At 27.6% G+C, this 19,572-nt stretch carries 16 protein-coding genes; all 16 read left to right on the top strand.

Annotated elements, in window-relative coordinates:
- Positions 1 to 12 precede the first annotated feature (12 nt).
- The 16 genes from IC758_RS16115 (at position 13) to IC758_RS16040 (ending at position 19,566) form a co-directional block, all read left to right on the top strand.
- Positions 13 to 639, top strand: coding sequence for a GyrI-like domain-containing protein (locus IC758_RS16115; protein WP_227482010.1), 627 nt, complete (start codon positions 13 to 15; stop codon positions 637 to 639).
- Between the two features lie 63 nt (positions 640 to 702).
- Entirely contained in the window at positions 703 to 1,602 is a 900-nt protein-coding gene (locus tag IC758_RS16110) for a helix-turn-helix transcriptional regulator (RefSeq protein ID WP_227482011.1), read from the top strand.
- Positions 1,603 to 1,943: 341 nt separating this feature from the next.
- Positions 1,944 to 2,573, top strand: a complete 630-nt coding sequence (locus tag IC758_RS16105; protein WP_227835187.1) for a hypothetical protein — start codon at positions 1,944 to 1,946, stop codon at positions 2,571 to 2,573.
- Positions 2,574 to 3,356 carry an ABC transporter permease gene (locus IC758_RS16100; RefSeq protein WP_227482013.1) on the top strand — a complete coding sequence of 261 codons (783 nt, stop codon included), beginning with the start codon at positions 2,574 to 2,576 and terminating at the stop codon, positions 3,354 to 3,356.
- Entirely contained in the window at positions 3,349 to 4,218 is an 870-nt protein-coding gene (locus tag IC758_RS16095) for an ABC transporter ATP-binding protein (protein ID WP_227482014.1), read from the top strand. Before IC758_RS16100 ends, IC758_RS16095 begins: the two co-directional genes overlap by 8 nt.
- 31 nt (positions 4,219 to 4,249) lie before the next feature.
- Positions 4,250 to 5,209 carry an ABC transporter substrate-binding protein gene (locus IC758_RS16090; protein WP_227482015.1) on the top strand — a complete coding sequence of 320 codons (960 nt, stop codon included), beginning with the start codon at positions 4,250 to 4,252 and terminating at the stop codon, positions 5,207 to 5,209.
- 519 nt (positions 5,210 to 5,728) lie between these two features.
- A complete protein-coding gene (locus tag IC758_RS16085; protein WP_227482016.1) occupies positions 5,729 to 6,421 on the top strand; it encodes a response regulator transcription factor in 693 nt (230 codons plus the stop codon).
- A gap of 9 nt (positions 6,422 to 6,430) precedes the next feature.
- On the top strand, positions 6,431 to 7,423 hold the full coding sequence (locus IC758_RS16080; protein ID WP_227482017.1) for a sensor histidine kinase: 993 nt from the start codon (positions 6,431 to 6,433) through the stop codon (positions 7,421 to 7,423).
- Between the two features lie 266 nt (positions 7,424 to 7,689).
- Positions 7,690 to 8,541, top strand: coding sequence for an undecaprenyl-diphosphate phosphatase (locus tag IC758_RS16075; RefSeq protein ID WP_227433940.1), 852 nt, complete (start codon positions 7,690 to 7,692; stop codon positions 8,539 to 8,541).
- Between the two features lie 103 nt (positions 8,542 to 8,644).
- Positions 8,645 to 9,391: an ABC transporter ATP-binding protein gene (locus tag IC758_RS16070; protein WP_227433941.1), complete on the top strand. Its 747-nt coding sequence runs from the start codon at positions 8,645 to 8,647 to the stop codon at positions 9,389 to 9,391.
- Positions 9,391 to 11,307, top strand: a complete 1,917-nt coding sequence (locus tag IC758_RS16065) for an FtsX-like permease family protein (RefSeq protein WP_227824360.1) — start codon at positions 9,391 to 9,393, stop codon at positions 11,305 to 11,307. The genes IC758_RS16070 and IC758_RS16065 overlap by 1 nt, the downstream gene beginning before the upstream one ends.
- A 235-nt stretch (positions 11,308 to 11,542) precedes the next feature.
- Positions 11,543 to 11,668, top strand: a complete 126-nt coding sequence (locus IC758_RS16060; RefSeq protein WP_227835189.1) for an HTH domain-containing protein — start codon at positions 11,543 to 11,545, stop codon at positions 11,666 to 11,668.
- A 435-nt stretch (positions 11,669 to 12,103) separates the two neighbouring features.
- Positions 12,104 to 12,739, top strand: coding sequence for a TetR/AcrR family transcriptional regulator (locus tag IC758_RS16055; protein ID WP_227830902.1), 636 nt, complete (start codon positions 12,104 to 12,106; stop codon positions 12,737 to 12,739).
- Between the two features lie 160 nt (positions 12,740 to 12,899).
- Positions 12,900 to 15,632, top strand: a complete 2,733-nt coding sequence (locus IC758_RS16050; RefSeq protein WP_227860590.1) for an EAL domain-containing protein — start codon at positions 12,900 to 12,902, stop codon at positions 15,630 to 15,632.
- 56 nt (positions 15,633 to 15,688) lie between these two features.
- Positions 15,689 to 15,841 (top strand): hypothetical protein, encoded by a 153-nt coding sequence (locus IC758_RS21255; protein ID WP_413927691.1) that lies wholly within the window; start codon positions 15,689 to 15,691, stop codon positions 15,839 to 15,841.
- Between the two features lie 116 nt (positions 15,842 to 15,957).
- A complete protein-coding gene (locus IC758_RS16040; protein WP_227860589.1) occupies positions 15,958 to 19,566 on the top strand; it encodes a PAS domain-containing hybrid sensor histidine kinase/response regulator in 3,609 nt (1,202 codons plus the stop codon).
- Positions 19,567 to 19,572: the final 6 nt, after the last annotated feature.

Below are 19,572 nucleotides of genomic sequence, written 5' to 3'. Positions count from 1 at the left end.
GAGGTATTTTTTATGAAATATGAATGGAGAAAAAAAGATAAAGAGTTATATTTACCTAAGAAGAATCCTGTGATAGTTGAAGTACCAGAGCAGAAATTTATCATGTTAAAAGGCAGTGGAGACCCAAATACTAAAGAATTTACTGAAGCAATAGGAGTACTTTACTCTTTGGCATATGCAATAAAAACTATGCCTCAAAAGGGAATTGTACCAGAAGGGTATTTTGATTATACTGTTTTTCCTTTAGAAGGTATATGGAATAAGGGAGAAAAAAGCAAATGTTCAGATATACTTATTAAAGAAGATTTGATTTATACTATAATGATACGTCAGCCAGATTTTGTTACACAAGACCTGTTAAATAAAGCTATTGATATATTAAAAAAGAAGAAACCACATAATCTTCTTGAAAAAGTTAGATTTGGGTCTATTAATGAAGGTCTATGTGTTCAAATGCTTCATATAGGCTCATATGATGATGAACCAGAAAGCTTTGACATTATGAGTGAATTTTGTAAAAAAAATAAGCTTCTAAGAAAATCTTATATACATCGTGAAATTTATATAAGTGATGCTAGAAAAGTATCTCCTGAGTCATTGAAAACTGTTTTGCGTTTTGAAGTAGAAAGGGAAATGTAAGCATTATATTATGATATTAGATTGCTTTATTTTTATACTATAATAAAGTAATGAGGTGATTATATGAAAAGTAATAGATTATTTGAAATTATTTATATCCTGTTAGATAAGAAAAGAGTAACTGCAAAGGAGTTAGCTGAACACTTTGAAGTATCTAGGCGAACTATTTGTAGAGATATTGAAATATTGTCATCTTCTGGTATTCCAATTTATACTGATAAAGGTAGAAATGGTGGTATAGGTATTTTAGATAATTTTACTTTTGATAAATCTATTTTATCTGAGCAAGAGCAGAAAGAAATTCTAGCATCACTAGAGGGTTTAAATATGCTTAAATATCCAGATATGAATTCTACATTAGCAAAACTTAGAGCCTTGTTTTGTAAATCAGATTTAAATTGGATAACTGTTGATTTTTCTCATTGGTGTAGTAATGATGTAGAAAAAGATAAATTTATAAAGATAAAATCAGCTATATTAGATTGTAATATTATAACTTTTGAGTATATAAATACTTATGGAAAGATAACTAAACGTTGTGTAGAGCCACTTATGCTTTGGTTTAAAGAAAAGTCATGGTATATTAAAGCTTATTGTCGTCAAAAAAATGATTATAGAATTTTTAAGGTCGTAAGGATGAAGAATATCTGTATTTGTGAGCAGACATTTATACGAAGCATACCAATTGAAGTGGGAGAGATAAAAGAAGATAAGAATAAAAATATTATTTTAAAATTGAAAATTTCTAAAGATATAGCATATAGAGTTTATGATGAATTTGATATTGATAATATATTATACGATAACGATGGAAATTTTATTGTAAATGTACAGTATCCTCAAAATGATTGGATTTATGGATATGTGCTCTCTTTTGGAAATCACATTGAAGTATTAGAACCCATAGATGTTAGAGATAAGATTTTACAGATTGTTGATGATATTAAAATAAAATATTTATAATTATTGTAAAAAGTGAAGTATTAATTAGACTTCACTTTTTTAGTTTACTGGTAAAACCCAGTTTGATTTTTGTATAATATGTATATTTTTACATGTGTAACATTGACATCAAATTATCGAAACTAATTATATATTTGTCATTATAAGTAGATTAATAGTAAAATGTATATCTTATTGTTAAAATAAATTGAATGTATTATTTTAATATTGTAAGTAAAAAAGTGAAAAATTGTAAATAAACATTATTTTTTAAAGAAAAAATTAATATATTGACAAAAATAAAGTACTCATTTAAACTAATAGTTGAGAATAATATTCAATATTAAATAATAGGAGGAGCTATGAATAAATATCTTCTAATAAATCCAGTAGCAGAAAAAATGTATGAGGAAAAGTTTAATACTATTAAAGAAACTTTGATAAAAAAAGGGTACATAATGGTTGAATGTGAGGCACAATTAGAATATGTAAAGAATCAGTACAAAGAATATGCAAAAAAGACTGAAAACACGATATTAGATTGTAGATGTCCAGAAAGCATAAATCTTTTAAAAAGAAATAATTTGATAGATGGTTTTGAAGTTCCTATGATAGAACCAATATTAGTAAGGACTTGTAGAGTTTTATACGAAAAATATATTAAGAGTAAAGAGGATATGTTAATAGTAACCTGTCCATGTACACAATTAAGAGATTTTGCTAGTGAAAAATTTAAGTATAAAGATAATGCTCTATTTTATACATGGAAGGAATTTGCTGAAAAAGAAGGTATAAAATCACTTGGAAAAATAGATGAATCTCCAATTCCATTAGGGTATTTTAAGGATTCTTTTGAAAAAGTTCTTGAAGTGTCAAGCGAAGATGAAATATTAAGTAAAATACAAGAAATTAAAAATGGCTCTGAGGATAAGTATGATATAGTAGAAATGTTTTATTGTAAAGATGGATGTAATAATGGAGATGGTTTGTAAATGGGCAATAAAATTAATGATAAACTTTTAAGGTTAATAAAAAGTGTTTTGATATTTTTTATAATTCTTGTATTGTGGAAAATTACAAATTATCTTGGTATTTGGAGTGAATATATATTACCACCACCTGAAAAAGTGTATAGTACATTTTTAAATATGATAAATGATGGTTCAATATTTGTTAATGTATATGCAAGTATGAAAAGAGTTTTGATAGGGTTTGTAATAAGTACAATTATAGGTGTTCCTTTAGGTATATTCTTTGGAATTTATGGTAAAGTTTATGAGTACTTTAAATCATTAATAAATTTTTTGAGAAATACACCACCACTTGCTTTAATACCAATGCTTATATTGTGGTTTGGTATAGGTGAAGAATCAAAAATAATAATTATAATTTTGGCATCTTTTTTCCCAATCTTTACAAGTACATTAAAGGGGATTAGAAATTGTGATTCAAAGTTAATTGAAGTAGGTAGAGTATTTGAATTGTCAAAGCTTCAGATAATATTTAGAATAATTATTCCTAATGCAATTCTCGATATTGCTATTGGTCTAAAGTTAGCACTTGGATATAGTTTTAGAGCAATTATAGGAGCTGAGCTTGTAGCTGCTTCATCTGGTCTTGGATACTTAATATCTGATGGAAAAGAAATGTCTAGGACAGATGTTGTTATTGTAGGAATAATTGTAATTGGACTTCTAGGAATAATTACAGACTATATATTTTCAATTATTGTAAAAAAGGTAAGTAAGGGAAAGATGGTGGAAGCATATGAGTAATACAGTATGTAATTCTGGGTATATAATCAGAAATCTATCTAAAAGTTATAAAGTTGATAATGAAGAACATGTAGTGCTTAGTGATATTTCTTTAGATATAGACAGAAGTCATATAACTGTAATTTTAGGTGAAAGTGGATGTGGGAAGACTACTTTACTTAGGGCAATTGCATCACTTGAAGATATAAATAGTGGTGATATTAGGTTTGTAAAAGATAATAAAGAGTATAAACCTAATGTTGGTTTTGTATTTCAAGAAAGTAGATTGATGCCTTGGCTAAATGTGAGCGAAAACATAGCTTTTCACAATCAACAAAAAAGTAATCTTTTAAATAAAATATTCAATAAATTAAATCACTCAAAAAGTACCATTAATAAAGATAGGCATGATAATAATATTTATTTAAATGAGAAGAACAAAGTAAGTGAATCAAATAAGCAAGACAGTATTGATATAGAAAAATATCTTAAAATGATGAACTTACAGAAGTTTAAAAATTCTTATCCAAATGAGCTTTCAGGAGGTATGGCACAGAGAGTAAGTATAGCTAGAGCACTTTCTTTTAATCCAGATATGTTGTTTATGGACGAGCCTTTTTCAGCACTAGATTATTTTACAAGGATTGATATGCAAAATGAAGTTGTAAGAATACATAAGTCAACCAATAAAGGTGTAATATTTGTAACTCATGATATTGATGAAGCATTAAAGATAGGCAAGAAAATAGTTGTTTTTACAAATGAAAGAAAAATAGAAGAATTTAATATAGAGGATGATTATAATAGAGATTTAACTTCAAATTACTATATTAAATTAAAAAAAGATATTTTAATGACAATGAAATCAAATAAAGGCATTTAAAGAAATTAATAATATTTTAAGGAGTAAAAATATGAAATTAAAAAAACTATTGATAGGTATAACAATATTGACACTTGCGACAGCATCTTTAGCTGGATGTGCAAAAAAGAATGATAGTGAAAATCTTTCAGAAATAAATTTAACTTATGTAAAATCACCACTAAATGTACCTTCTATAATTCAAAAACAGGATGATTTATTTGGGAAAGAATTTAAAAAGAATAATATAAAAGTTAATTTTCATGAAATTACTACAGGACCAGAGCAAACACAGGCTTTAGCTGCTGGAGAAATAGACTTTTTACACGCATTAGGTGGTACATCAGCTTTGATAGCTGCATCTAATGGAGTGGAATTAAAGATACTAAACACTTATAGTAGGTCACCAAAAGGATTTATGATTTTAACAAATAATGATTCAATAAAATCAGCAGCAGATTTAGAAGGTAAGAAAGTAGCAGGACCAAAAGGGACTATATTACATCAAGTATTAATTGCAGCACTTGATAAAGAAGGATTAAGTATGGATGGTGTAGAGTTTGTTAACATGGGTATTCCAGAAGCATCAGCAGCTCTTTCTGATGGTAGTGTTGATGCTGCATTGATTGCTGGACCAGCAGCTCTTAAAGCCATGAAGTCTGGAAGTAAACTTGTAGCAAATGGTGAAGGTTTAGTAGATGGCATAATAGTAACTGCTGTTAGTACGGATTTTGCTGAAAAACATCCAGAGGTAGTTGAAAGATTTATGAAAGTTGAAAAAGAAACTTTAGAATATGTAGATAATAACTTTGATGAAGCTATGGAAAAGGTAGCAAAAGAAGTTGATTTAAGCGTTGAAGAAACTAAAGAATTATATGCTTGGTATGATTTTAGTTTAGATATAACAGACAAAGATATATCTTCTCTTGAGGAGACACAAGACTTCTTAATAAAAAATGGATTACAAGAGAAAAAAGTAAACATAAAAGAATTAATATATAATGCTAAGTAGTAGTGATAATAGTGTTAAAAGTTTAAGTTACCTTATTTAAGGTAACTTTTTCTATTCTATTGATAAAAATATATGCTAATGGTATGTTTATATAGCGAAGAGATATGTTTTAATTTTAAATTATTAGAGTGTTTTTAAATATATAATATATTTATTTACAGATAGAAGAAGATATTTTTATAGTATTTTATATAAGGTATTTTATAATACAATTATATTAATAAAGTTAACAATAATATTTTATTATATATAGATACAAAGATATCATGCTTAATATAGATAGTATACAGGTATAAATGTAATATATAATATTATGTAAATAAGTGTATATCAAACAAAAAATTAGAAAATTATAAGTATAAATATTACCAATATTCGTTAATAAATATTAATATATTGTATTTTGAAATTTAATAAATTGATAGATATCTGAGTAGGTATCTATACTATACATAAAGCCATATGTGAAAGTTATATGAATATATGGTAAATAAGAAAACTAAAATATGGAGGAATTATATGAGTCATAAAATATATATTGTAGAAGATGATATATCAATAAGTACATTACTTAAAGATTATATAGAGAAATATGGATTTGAAGTAATGGTTGAAGAAAACTTTGATAATATAATTACTACATTTGTAAATTTCAAGCCAGACTTAGTGCTTTTAGATGTAAATTTACCAAAATTTGATGGATTCTATTGGTGTAGATGTATTAGACAACAGTCAAATATTCCTATAATTTTTGTATCAGCTAGAGATAGTAATTTAGACCAGATTAGAGCTTTAGAAAGTGGAGCTGATGACTATATAACAAAGCCTTTTTATTATGATGTAGTAATGGCAAAGATAAAAAGTCAGATAAGAAGGGTATATGGTGAATATTCGCCTAAAATAGATGAGAGAATATTAGAACTAGATGGATTAAAATTTTATCCAGAAAGGTTAGAGATAGAGTTAGAGGATAAGACTTTGGTTATCACCAAAAAAGAAGGAATATTACTTGAGTGTCTTATAAAAAAATACCCTAAAGTAGTAAGTAGAGATTATCTATTAGAAAAGATATGGGATGATATTGAGTTTGTAGAGGAAAATACTCTAAATGTAAATGTTAGCAGAATAAGAAAAAGATTTGAGGAGTTAGGTATAAATGATGCTGTTCAAACTGTACGAGGAGTAGGATATAAATTAAATAAAAATTGGTAAGGAGAAAATATGAAATTATTATTTAAAGATTGTAAAGGCTATATTTTTATATATTATTTAGGAATATCTATGACAATTATTTATTGTAGTCTTATGAAATTTATTAGTGTAGAAGAAGCTTTGTATATCTTATTGTTTAGTACTTTTATATTATTATGTTTTTTGGTATATAAATATTATAAAAACAGAGAAGTATATACTATATTTACAAAAGGTATAAGCTCTTTAGATGAATCCTTTTTATATTTAGGGAACTCTTTTTTCGGAGAAAACATATCAGTTATTTTAAAACAACAACATAGATTATATCAATCAATGATTCAAGAACATAAAAAAATACATAGTGAACACTTAACTTTTATCAACCAATGGATTCATCAAATGAAAACTCCAATATCAGTTATAAGTCTTCAACTTCAGGAATATGAAGGTGAAGAAGTTACTGAAAATATAAAAAAAGAGATAGATAGACTTAATAAAGGCTTAAACATGGCCATGTATTTCGCAAGAGTGGATGAATTTCAGAAAGATTTTGTGGTTGAAAAAGCTAATTTGAATGATATCATAGTAGATACTATAAATGAGGAAAAGAGATTATTCATAAAGAATGGTATAATTCCTAAAATACATATAGATAAATCTATTTATATTTATACAGATATAAAATGGATGAAATTTATAATAAATCAGTTAATTACAAATGGAGTTAAATATTCCAAAGATTACAGTAAAGATTTAATTATAAAATCTGAAGAAAATAATAAGTCTATAATTTTAAGTATAATAGACAAAGGTGTTGGAATTGTATCTAAAGATATAAAAAGAGTATTTGACCCATTTTTTACAGGAGAAAATGGACGTAAATTTGGAGAATCCACAGGTATGGGACTCTATTTAGTAAAAAAAGTATGTGACAACTTAGGTCATATGGTCAATATAAAATCAGAAGTTGGGAAAGGAACTGAAGTTTCAATAATATTCAGTAAAGATAATATAAACTAATAAGAGGCTATTTTAAGATGGATTAATATTGTATTTATAATTTAAATATCTTGTTAAAATTAATGTGTCCATATATTTTAATGAGATTTATAATTATACAATCTAATTTTAAAATAGTTTATTTTTTGCAAACATTACATAGATGTAATGTTTGTGTAATGTTTGTAGATAGTGAAACTTTCTAATGTCAATTAAAATTAGTATAAGAAATGACATAAGAAAAGAAATTTTAAGAAGATTATATAGTAGGGAAAGGGTGTTTATCAATGAGTTTGGATATCATTTTTATATTAAAGTCAATCATAATAGCTATAGTGGAGGGACTTACAGAATTTATTCCAGTATCATCTACAGGTCATATGATTTTGGTGGGAAGTTTGATAGATTTTAAAGGTCAATTTGCTGAAATGTTTGAAGTTGTAATACAACTTGGAGCTATCCTAGCAGTAGTAGTACTTTATTGGAAAAAAATAAAGAATAGTGTTATAGAGTTTTTTAAATTTATATTTACTGGAGGAAAGGAAGGAAAAATTGGATTTAAGTTTGGAATAAATGTTATTGTAGGTTGCATACCATTTGGAATTGTGGGAGTTATATTTTATGATAACATAAAAGCATTGTTTAATTTACAATCTGTAATTGTAGGGTTTATAGTTGGAGGAATTTTATTATTAGTTGTAGAAACTCTATTCAGAAAAAAGAAGCACTCAACAGATAATATAGATAAAATTACTCCAGTACAAGCTTTGAAGATTGGTGTATTACAAGTTTTATCTGCGTGGCCAGGAATGTCAAGAAGTGCATCCACTATTATGGGTGGATGGATAGCAGGGCTTAATTCTCCTACAGCAGCGGAATTTTCTTTTTTCTTAGCTATACCAGCAATGGTAGCTTCTTCAGGACTAGATTTATTTGAATTTGATTATTCAATAATGACACCAACTTTATGGATTGCTTTAATTGTTGGGTTTATAGTAGCTTTTCTTGTGTCTATAGTAGTTATGGAAAAGTTCGTAAATTTTTTAAAGAAAAAACCAATGAGAGTATTTGCTGTATATAGAATAGTGGCAGGTATAGTACTTGCTGTATTAGCTTTTACTAACATAATTAGTATATAAACTAAAATAAATTCAGTATTTATATAAAATTTCTTTAATTAATATGAGTAGTATTTAATATATACTGCATGTCATTTTATAACTTATAAAGGAGCTATAAATAATGAAAACTTTAATTGTGAGTAATTTGAGCAAGGTATATGGTAAAAAAATGATTTTTAATGCATTAAACAATATAAGTTTTAGTATAGATGATGGAGAATTTGTAGGAATTATGGGACCATCTGGAAGTGGAAAGACCACTCTTTTAAATATGATTTCTACTATAGATAAGCCAACTACAGGAAAAATAGAATTAAAAGGTAAAAATCCATTATCACTAAAAGGTGAAGAACTTGCATTATTTAGACGAAGAGAGTTGGGGTTTGTATTTCAAGATTTTAATCTATTGGATACTTTAACTATTGGCGAAAATATAGTATTGCCATTGACATTGGATAAGGTAAGTGTAAAAGAGCAAGATGAAAAGCTAAATGAAGTATCTAAAATTTTAGGTATAGAAGACTTATTAAATAAAAGAACTTTTGAAGTGTCTGGCGGTCAAGCTCAGAGAACTGCTATTGCTAGGGCATTAATCAATAAACCATCAATACTTTTGGCAGATGAGCCAACAGGTAATTTAGATTCAAAGTCATCAAAGACTGTAATGGAACTATTTCAAAAGATAAATAAAGACAATAAAGTCACTACTATGATGGTAACTCATGACCCATTAGCAGCAAGCTATTGTAATCGTATTTTATTTATAAAGGATGGAGCTATATACAATGAAATATATAAGGAAAATAGTAGAGAACAATTTTATCAAGAAGTAATGGATGTGCTTACATTATTGGGAGGCGATAATTAATGAACATAAAACAATTTGCCATTAATAATATTTCAAGAAATATTAAAGCATATCTAGGATATTTAACAAGTATTGTTATATCCTCGTCACTACTTTTTTCTTTTATTATGTTTACAGGTCATCCAGATTTAGATATATCTCAATTTCCTGACTATTTAAAAGAGGGGCTTAAGATGAGTAAAATAATTGCATATTTGTTTTTATTCTTCTTTGTATTTTATTCAGTGAGTGTTTTTCTTAAAAGTAGATATAAAGAGTTTGGAATACTCTATATTACAGGTATATCAAAACGACAAGTAATGAAATTGGTTCTTATAGAAAATATAGTAATAAATATAGTATCTTCTGTAATTGGAATAATAGTAGGTTTAATTTTTTCAAAGGTATTTTTAGTAGTTATGTCTACCTTTTTAGAATTATCACCTCTAAACTTTTATATACCATTAAATGCAATGTTTTCCACTTTAATTTATTTTATGGTTTTAGCTATATTAACATCTATATTTACTTCTTTTATAATTAAAGAAAATCAAGTATTGAGGTTACTTAAAGGTACAAAAACTCCAAAACCAGAGCCTAAAACATCACTAATACTTGCTATATTAAGTATTTGCCTGTTTGTAATAGCATATTATAGTGCTGTTACATCAACTGACCAGTATACAACTTATTTACGATTAGTTCCAGTTACATCTCTTACTATAGTAGCAACTTATTTATTCTTTTCTCAATTTAGTGTGTACTTTATAAAAAAATTGAAGATGAAGAAAAGTTTTTATAGAAGAAATACAAATATGCTTTGGATTTCAAATTTAATTTATAAGGTAAAGGATAATGCTAGGATATTCTTTTTGATAACTATAACTTCTGCAGTGGCATTCACTGCTATAGGTACAGTTTACTCATTTTGGAAAGATGTAAAACGTCAAATTAATTTAATATACCCTAACACAATATATTATTCAACAATGACTCTGCATAATGACACTAATAAACCTGATAGTAAAGAGAAAGATAAGGAAAGAATGAGTTTTATAGAAAGTAAGTTAAAAAAAGAAGGTATAGATTATGAAAGAGTTAATGGTGAGTTTAAAACTGTATTTCCTAAGAAAAGTGATTTTAATGTAAGAATAATTAAAGAATCCAAGTACTTAGAAATTACGAAGAGTATAGGGGTTAAGCCTATAAATTTTGAAGATAATGAATGTATATCATTATTTTCATCAGGACTACCTGGTAATAAAAAGGTAAAAGAAAATGTCATTATAGGGAATATAAGCTTAAGAGTGGCAAAACAGGTAGAAGAATGTGTTATGCCAGCATATTATAAAAATATGTATGTGGTAAAGGATAATTTTTATGATAGTATAAAATCAAAATTTATAGTAGATAGATTCTCAGCATTTGAGGTAAAAGGTTCAAGTGAAACTATAGATGTATGTAAACAATTCGAAGATAAATTTGATAATGAGTCTGGAATGCAACCATATTTGTTTTTCTCCAAAGAATTAATGATAGAAACTGGTAAACTAACATATTCTACATTTATGTTTTTAGCAATATTTATAGGTTTAATTTTCTTTGTTACTACAAGCAGTTTCTTATATAATAAGTTTTATATGGATTGTCAAGTTGACAAGAAAAAGTATGAACAGTTAAATAAATTGGGGATGACATATAAGGAGATTAAGAGAGCTTCAACCATTGAGATTGGGATTGTGTTTTTGTTACCTTATGTAGTAGCTGTTATACATTCGATATTTGCACTTACTGCACTGAAAAATTCATTTGATATAGAGGTTGCGTCATCTGCGATTTTAGTAATGGGAAGCTTGTTTATAGTTCAAATAGTGTATTTCTTACTTGTAAGAAATAGTTATTTAAAAGAGATAAGATTAAATTTAGTCAATTTTTAATGGATATAATTAACTAATAACAAAAAGGTTTAAAATTAATTAATATTACTGAAATTATAAATGTTTATTTTTTCAGTAATATTTTTTATTGTATTAATTATTAAGATTCTATACTAATATGACATAATAAATGTCAAAATTATAAAAATATTCTACTTATATAAAGTATAAAGAGGTTATATGCACATATCTGTAGAAATAAATAATATAAAATATTAATTAATGTTATTAGGGGGTGTTATTTATTAGTAAATTAGCTAATGCATTGAGAATGATGATATTAATTCAAAGTAGAGGTAAAATGAAATGCAAAGAGTTAGCAGAAGAGTTGGAAGTAAGTGAAAGGCAAATAAAAAGTTAGATTATTAGATAATGAAGTTTCAATTCTAGATATGATAAATTCACAACTAAAGTATAATAATGATATTTATAAAAATCATGGATAGTAAAGATAAACAACTGAAACCAGCATATAATATATAGTTTGCTTAAGTTCAATATAATAAGCAACCAACACTACAACATTAATAATATTTTTAGCTCTATTTGTTAAGTATGTTTTTGTTTATAATAGAGACTTTATGTAAAGTAATTAAAAATATACTTGTTAATACAAGTAAAAAGGAGTTATCACAGAATAAATTTAATTTGCTCATACAACATTAATCCAAAATTTTTTACTTACTAAAATTTAATAATAGTAAATTTTAGTAAATTATTGACTTTTATAGAAATTTACAATATCATGAGTTAAGTATAGTTATATTTATGCATATTGTTGGAAAGGAGGGTTTTAATGGCTAATGAAGAAATCCGTGAGGAAAATATAAAAAAAGTATTAAATTGTGCTATTGAATGCTTTAAAATTCATGGTCTGGAAGCAACTACAGTTACAATGGTCGCAAAAAAAGTTGGTCTTACAACTCGTTCTCTCCAAAGATACTTTGGTAACAAAAATAATTTGGTGATGCAGGCTATGGCCTTATTGCTAAATCAATCATATATTGAAATTAAAAATTCTTTTGAGAGTAAAGAATTTTTATCTAAAACAGGCTTTGAACAAATAATAGAAATCCTAAAAATAAGAGCAGAACATGTTAAAAAGCATTTTGAAGTTACAATCAACCTTACTGAGTTAGAAGTGTATTTTTCTAAAAATAATTTAAATCTAGAAATATTTAGAAATTACATGGGAGGTTCTGGATATGTGGATATTGCATTGTCTAAATCTCTTGATCTTGCTTTAAATGATTCATCTATTAGAAGTGATATAGATAAAATTGCTGCTATTGATGTTCTATCAACAACATATAAGGGTTTGTTGCAAAGAATAGCTTTTTTATATAACAATAAAGAAATAAAAAATGAAGTAAGCCCTGATAGATTAATAGATTCATTTATCAAAGTTATAACTTTATATTTAAAAGGCTAACACTGTATGATGGTGATATGGTGTTTTTTTATAAGTAATCCTGTCGCATATAAGGACATATACTAATAAGAAAAAAGAAAAGATGCAATCAAAAGAATTTAACATTATTTTATGTTGATATGACATTTTTTAAAAACAATACTAAAAGGAGATATATAGTATGAAAAATTTGAATCCATGTTTAAATGGAGAAAATATTATTATACCTGCTCTTAAAAATATCCTTATTGTTGATGATAATAAGGTCAATCGACAAATACTCAATAAAATTTTGAGTAGCCAATACAACATAATTGAAGCAGAAAATGGAGAAGTTGCATTATCTATTCTGCATCAAAATCATGAAAATATATCTGTAGTTTTACTTGATATTATTATGCCTGTTTTAAATGGTTATGAGTTACTTAAACGAATGCATGAGGACATTTTTTTGTCTAAAATTCCTACTATTGTAACAAGTGGTCAAAATAGTGAAGATGCTGAGATTAAAGCCTTATCTTTAGGTGCAAATGATTATATCATTAAGCCATATAAACCAGAGATTATCAAGCATCGTGTCTCTAACACAATATATCTTAGAGAAACATCTGCATTTATAAACTTAGTACAAAACGATTCGTTGACTAGCACATTTAGCAAAGAATATTTTTATATGTGTGTTGCAGAAACACTTCAAAGCAATCCACAAAAACAATACGATCTCATTTGTTTAGATATTGAACGATTCAAGCTGGTTAATGATATGTATGGTATTAAAGTCGGTGATGATCTGTTAAAGCATGTTGGAAAGACGCTCATTAGTATTGTCAATGAATATGGTATTTGTGGACGTATAGCAGCAGACGAATTTATTTGTTTAGTTCCTCATTGTGAAGAATATCAAAATGAATATTTTAAAAATATAACTGAAATGATTAATGGTTTTTCTGATACAATAAAAATAAATTTAATTTTACGTTATGGAATTTACTGTATTGAAGATAGATCTACTCCTATCAATATTATGTGTGACAGAGCTAACCTCGCAAAAGAATCTATAAAAGGTAAATACGATACTTATTTTGCTTATTATGATGATAATATCAGACAAAAACTTTTAGATGAACAAATGATTGTTTCAGATATGAAAAATGCTTTGATAGAAAATCAATTCAAGGTATATTTTCAGCCTAAATATGATTTAAAGACACAAGAAATTGTAGGAGCTGAGGCATTAGTTCGCTGGATTCATCCTACCAAAGGTTTTATGCTTCCTAGTAATTTTATTCCCATTTTCGAAAAAAATGGATTTATTACTGATCTTGATATTTATGTATGGGATCAATGTTGTCAAAAGATAAGAGCATGGATAGATATGGGGTACACTTCAATTCCAATTTCCATTAATGTATCTCGTGCTGACATTTATAATCCTAGTATAGTAGAAATTTTGATTTCTATGATTCAAAAATATAAGCTTAGTCCAAAAAATCTACATTTGGAAATCACAGAAACTGCTTATACTGAAAATCCAGAACAACTGATTGAAGTAGTATTAAAACTGAAAAAGATAGGATTTATTATTGAGATGGATGATTTTGGAACAGGTTATTCCTCACTTAATATGCTCTCTGAGCTTCCAATTGATGTTTTAAAACTAGATATGCGATTTATTAAAAGAGAAGAAAAGAAAAATAATGACAGAAGTATTTTAAGTTTTATTATAAGTCTTGCAAAATGGATGGATTTAAAGGTTATAGCAGAAGGTGTAGAAACTGAAGTTCAAGTACAGCTTTTAAAAGCATTGAACTGTGAGTATGCACAAGGGTATTATTACTCAAAGCCACTACCACAGGAACAGTTTGAACAACATTTATTAAAATCTCATATACAAGTAGTGAATAAAAATAAAAAAGAATGTCAACATTTTGTTAAGAATTTTAAAGATAAAAAAAATATTATGCTTGTTTTAGATCCTGATTCTGTTGATTTTTCAAGGCTTAAAAAAGATTATAAATATCAATTTTTTGTAGAACATGTACATAGAGCATCTGATGCCATAGACTTTATTATCGAATTAGAAGAAAAAATTTCAGTTCTTATAGTAAGTATTTCTAAATATATCAGGCCTAAGCAGATGTTGCAAATACTTGATGTCTGCAAGAAAATCAATGTTACAGTAATCGTATTGTATGATAAGATATATGATAAAAAAAATAAAATCCTAAGCATGGATATATATGACTATGTTGAAAGGCCATATGATTTACTACAGTTAAATCTACGTATCCAAAATGCTATTGCATTTGCTAAAATGAAAAAATTTGAATATGAAAAAGAAGTTAACTCAACTATTATAGAAATGAGAAAACGTGCTGAACATGATGCGTTGACAGGTCTATTAAACCGTGCTGAATATGAAGTACGAATTGATAATTTTTTTCATAATAATTACAATCCAAGTGGTATTTTTGTAATATTAGATATAGACAATTTCAAGTCTATTAATGATACCTATGGACATGTAGTTGGCGATAAGGTATTATACATGGTTGCTGAAATGATAAAACACATTTTTCCAGAAACAGATATCATTGGACGCATTGGTGGCGATGAATTTTCCTTGTTTATTCCCTATACCATTCCATTTTTGCAATTGCAGGAAAAGATGATTCACATATGTAAACCTAATAATTTAGATGTCAATAATATCACTATTTCTTGTTCGGCAGGCGTTTGCCTTACTCCTGATTATGGTATTAATCGTAAAGAACTTTATAAAAATGCAGATATTGCACTTCTATTAGCAAAGCGACATGGTAAAAGCAAATTTGAAATATTTAGTCAAGGTATGAAATTGCCAACTCCTTCTTCTCTTGAAAACAAGAGCAAATACTTGCTGACAATGTTTTAGATGTTATATTTGCTTGTGATGCTATAAACAATAAAGTCATTTATATCAATGAAACAGTGTGTAAACTGATTGGAAAAGATAAAGAGAGTTTTATAGGTCAAAAATGTTACCAATTATTTTGTTATCAATATTGCAACTGTGATATTGTGAATATCTTAATCAAAGGTTTGATTTTTATGAGGAAATTAGAACTATTCTCACACTTATGAATATACCAAAGAATAAAAATTATAAAAGAGAAATATAAGCTTGGTATATGAATTTCAATTTGAGAAATCAGATATAATAGATTTGTTTAAAGAATTGTCTAAGGAGATAAAATGGTATGAATATAGAAGAGGAAAAAAATAACTTAATAGATGATAGTCAATATCAACTTGAACTATATCGTTCATCAAGCTTGGGTGGAGTTTATACTGTCAAAATGGATGATAAGTTTACTTTATTATATGGAAATGACCTGTACTTTCAGCTACATGGATATCAGAAGGAAAAATTACTAAATAAAAGCTGTACCATTTTTATTCATCCAGAAGACCTTAAAAATGTGCAAGAGGCTCTTTTTAAGGCAAAGAAGGCGAATAGTAAAACAGCTGAATGGGAAATGCGTATTTTGACTGGTGATGGAAAAATTAAGCATACACTTGTAAGTGGACGTTTTAATATTCGAAATTATGAGAAAGTATTTGATGGCTACATTACTGATATCACAAAGCAAAAACAAATGGAGGAGAAGATATTACAGTTAACCGAAATTGAAACAGATCTACGTAAGCAAATAGAACTTTATCGTACTACAGATCTTGGTGGTGTTTTCACTGTAGTAGTAGATGAAAATTTCACACTGCTTTATGGAAATGATAAGTACTATAAAATACATGAATATACAAAAGAGAGCATGCTAGAACGTATTCACAATCATTGTTCAGAATATGTTCATCCTTATGACTTACCTATAGTGCATGAGATTATTCACACTGCATTAAACTCTGGGAAAGATTACGTGGAGTGGGACATGCGTGTTATAACTGGCAATGGAAATATTCGATATATTCTTTGTAGTGGTGTATTTGATAATAAAGATGGAGTAACTCTTATGAATGGTGTAGTAATGGATATTACCAAACAAAAAAGGATCGAACAAGCATTGCGTGAGAGTGAAGAGAAATTTAGGATTGCAACTGAAAATTCTGATGTAGCGTTTTGGTCATACAATTTTGAGAAAAAAGAAATTTTCCAAACACAATCATCAAAATTTATGCATGGATATGACAACATTGTAAAAAATGTGCCTGAATCACTAGTTGAAGAGGGCTATATTCGTAGCGATTCTATCAAAGAATATTTAGAAATGTACTATAAAATGAGAAATGGAGCCAAAACTGTTTCTGGTGAATTTTGGATGAAGAATTTAGATACTAATGGATGGTGGTGTGAACATATAGACTATACTACTGTTTTTGATGAAACTGGAAAACCAGTTTATGCCCACGCCATAGGTAAAGATGTTACCACTAAAAAACTTGCAGAAAGTCGCTATAATGAGGAAATTTCATACAAAAATGCACTTATATCTGAAGATATAGTTGCAAGTATGCGTGTTGACCTTACATCTGGTTTGGTAGAGGAAGTCGATTCACCATATGAGGAAATAATTGAAAATTATTTTGGAAAAAACTATAGTGAGTGTGTTGCTATCTTGTCTGATTTACTTATTAATGATGAACAGAAAAACGATTTTTTATCATCAATGCAGACAGATATTTTGGTTGAAGATTTTAAAAATGGAGAGACCAAAAAAAATTTCCATGTACAACGTAAAATGCCAGATAATACATATCGTTGGGTGTCTACTACCATTAAACTCTTTCAAAAACCAAATAGTGACCATATTGTTGGTTTTCTATATAGTTATGATATTAATAATGAAATACTATTTCATCAAATTATGGATCTAATTTCACATACCAACTATGATTTTGTAGGTTACATCAATGCGATTAATGCTAGTTATATTTTATTCGCTGATAATGGTAAAAAAGTTTTATCCAAGAACACGAAAAAAAGTTATGAAAGTACTATTTCTGAATACTTTTCAAAATATTTAGATAGAAAACAGCATGATGAAATAATAAATAAACTATTACTTTCTGTTGTTACAAAAGAACTAGAGACTAAAAATGTTTATACTATTGAATATACTATTAAGGTTGAAAATGGTGTAGAGAAAAGAAAACAATTAAAATTTGCTTATATTGATAAACAAGCGCAAACGCTTTTTTACACGCAAAGTGACATTACTGAGATTATAAATAATGAAAAGAAGCATCAAGAAATTCTTCATGATGCTTTGGTAGCAGCAAAACAGGCAAATAAAGCAAAAACTGAATTTTTATCCCATATGAGCCATGAAATACGCACTCCTATGAATGCAATTATTGGTATGTCTACATTGGCTGCACAGGTTGTCAATGATACTGAACAGGTTTCTGATTGTTTATCTAAGATAGGTATTTCAGCACGTTTTCTACTGTCATTGATTAATGATATTCTGGATATGAGTCGTATTGAAAGTGGTAAGCTTTCTGTAAAACAAGAAAAAATACCATTTGAAGAATTTATAAATGGTATTAACGCCATAAGCTATACGCAGGCACAAGATAAAGGTGTTGATTATGATGCTATTGTTACAAGCTTTACCGAAAATTACTATATTGGTGATGCCATGAAACTTCAACAGGTATTGGTTAATATTATCAGTAATGCAATCAAATTTACACCAAAAGGTGGTAAAGTACAGTTTATTATAAGTCAAGAAAAACAAACCAAGGATTTTGCAAACATGAAATTTATTATTAATGACACAGGTGTAGGTATTAGTGAAGATTTTATCAATCATATTTTTGAGCCATTTACACAACAGCATATGGGTTCTACAGCCATGTATGGTGGAACTGGGTTAGGTCTTGCTATTTGCAAACACCTTGTAGAACTAATGGGTGGAGAAATCAGTGTAAATAGTATTGAGGGAGTTGGTAGTGAATTTGTAATTGAACTAAAGTTAGGAGTGAGCGAAGAGAGTCATAAAAAATCCATAAAAAAATCTCAAGTTCACTTTAATAAAATGAAGGCACTTATTGTAGATGATGATATTATCATCTGTCGACATACAGAGCAAATTTTAGAAGATATGGGTTTAAAAGCAGATTATGTAGACTCAGGGATGAGTGCCATTAAACGAGTGCAAGAACTTTGGAATAAAGATGTATATTATGATATTATATTAGTTGACTGGAAGATGCCTAATATGGATGGGATTGAGACAACTCGAGCATTAAGAAAAATTGTAGGTCAAAATGTTACTATAATCATCATGACAGCTTATGATTGGCTTTCAATAGAAAAAGAAGCAAAAAGTGCAGGAGTTAATATGCTGATTAGTAAGCCATTATTTCGTGATTCTATTTCATCTGCATTTGAAAAAATATATATGAAAAAAGATGAAGAAATTGTGCCACCAAATGAATGTGTATATGATTTTACTGGTAAACGAGTATTGCTTGTAGAAGATCATATGCTAAATATTGAGGTAGCCAAACGATTACTTAATTCTAAAAATTTAGAAGTTGATGTTGCAGAAAACGGATTGCTTGGTATTGAGGCATTTGCTTCTGCACCAGCAGGATACTATGATGCTATCCTTATGGATATACGTATGCCAGTTATGGATGGACTTTTAGCTGCAAAATCTATTCGTCAAATGCGTAAGAAAAATGCAGCAACTATTCCTATAATTGCCATGACTGCTAATGCTTTTGATGAAGATATAGAGAAAACAAAGGAAGCAGGAATGAATGCCCATATTGCTAAACCTGTAGAGCCAAAGAAATTATTCAGTACCATAAATAATTTCTTTTCTTGTGAGAATAAATAATAAATT

Source organism: Clostridioides sp. ES-W-0016-02 (assembly GCF_020641035.1).
Taxonomy (GTDB): domain Bacteria; phylum Bacillota; class Clostridia; order Peptostreptococcales; family Peptostreptococcaceae; genus Clostridioides.
The sequence above is the reverse complement of the archived record's forward strand: the minus strand, read 5'-3'. Positions and strand labels throughout refer to the sequence as shown.

Coding starts and splice junctions, on each gene's coding strand:
- IC758_RS16055 (WP_227830902.1), top strand. CDS start 12,104: ATGGCTAATGAAGAAATCCGTGAGGAAAATATAAAAAAAGTATTAAAT.
- IC758_RS16105 (WP_227835187.1), top strand. CDS start 1,944: ATGAATAAATATCTTCTAATAAATCCAGTAGCAGAAAAAATGTATGAG.
- IC758_RS16110 (WP_227482011.1), top strand. CDS start 703: ATGAAAAGTAATAGATTATTTGAAATTATTTATATCCTGTTAGATAAG.
- IC758_RS16070 (WP_227433941.1), top strand. CDS start 8,645: ATGAAAACTTTAATTGTGAGTAATTTGAGCAAGGTATATGGTAAAAAA.
- IC758_RS16040 (WP_227860589.1), top strand. CDS start 15,958: ATGAATATAGAAGAGGAAAAAAATAACTTAATAGATGATAGTCAATAT.
- IC758_RS16050 (WP_227860590.1), top strand. CDS start 12,900: ATGAAAAATTTGAATCCATGTTTAAATGGAGAAAATATTATTATACCT.
- IC758_RS16100 (WP_227482013.1), top strand. CDS start 2,574: ATGGGCAATAAAATTAATGATAAACTTTTAAGGTTAATAAAAAGTGTT.
- IC758_RS16085 (WP_227482016.1), top strand. CDS start 5,729: ATGAGTCATAAAATATATATTGTAGAAGATGATATATCAATAAGTACA.
- IC758_RS16080 (WP_227482017.1), top strand. CDS start 6,431: ATGAAATTATTATTTAAAGATTGTAAAGGCTATATTTTTATATATTAT.
- IC758_RS16090 (WP_227482015.1), top strand. CDS start 4,250: ATGAAATTAAAAAAACTATTGATAGGTATAACAATATTGACACTTGCG.
- IC758_RS16075 (WP_227433940.1), top strand. CDS start 7,690: ATGAGTTTGGATATCATTTTTATATTAAAGTCAATCATAATAGCTATA.
- IC758_RS16065 (WP_227824360.1), top strand. CDS start 9,391: ATGAACATAAAACAATTTGCCATTAATAATATTTCAAGAAATATTAAA.
- IC758_RS16115 (WP_227482010.1), top strand. CDS start 13: ATGAAATATGAATGGAGAAAAAAAGATAAAGAGTTATATTTACCTAAG.
- IC758_RS16095 (WP_227482014.1), top strand. CDS start 3,349: ATGAGTAATACAGTATGTAATTCTGGGTATATAATCAGAAATCTATCT.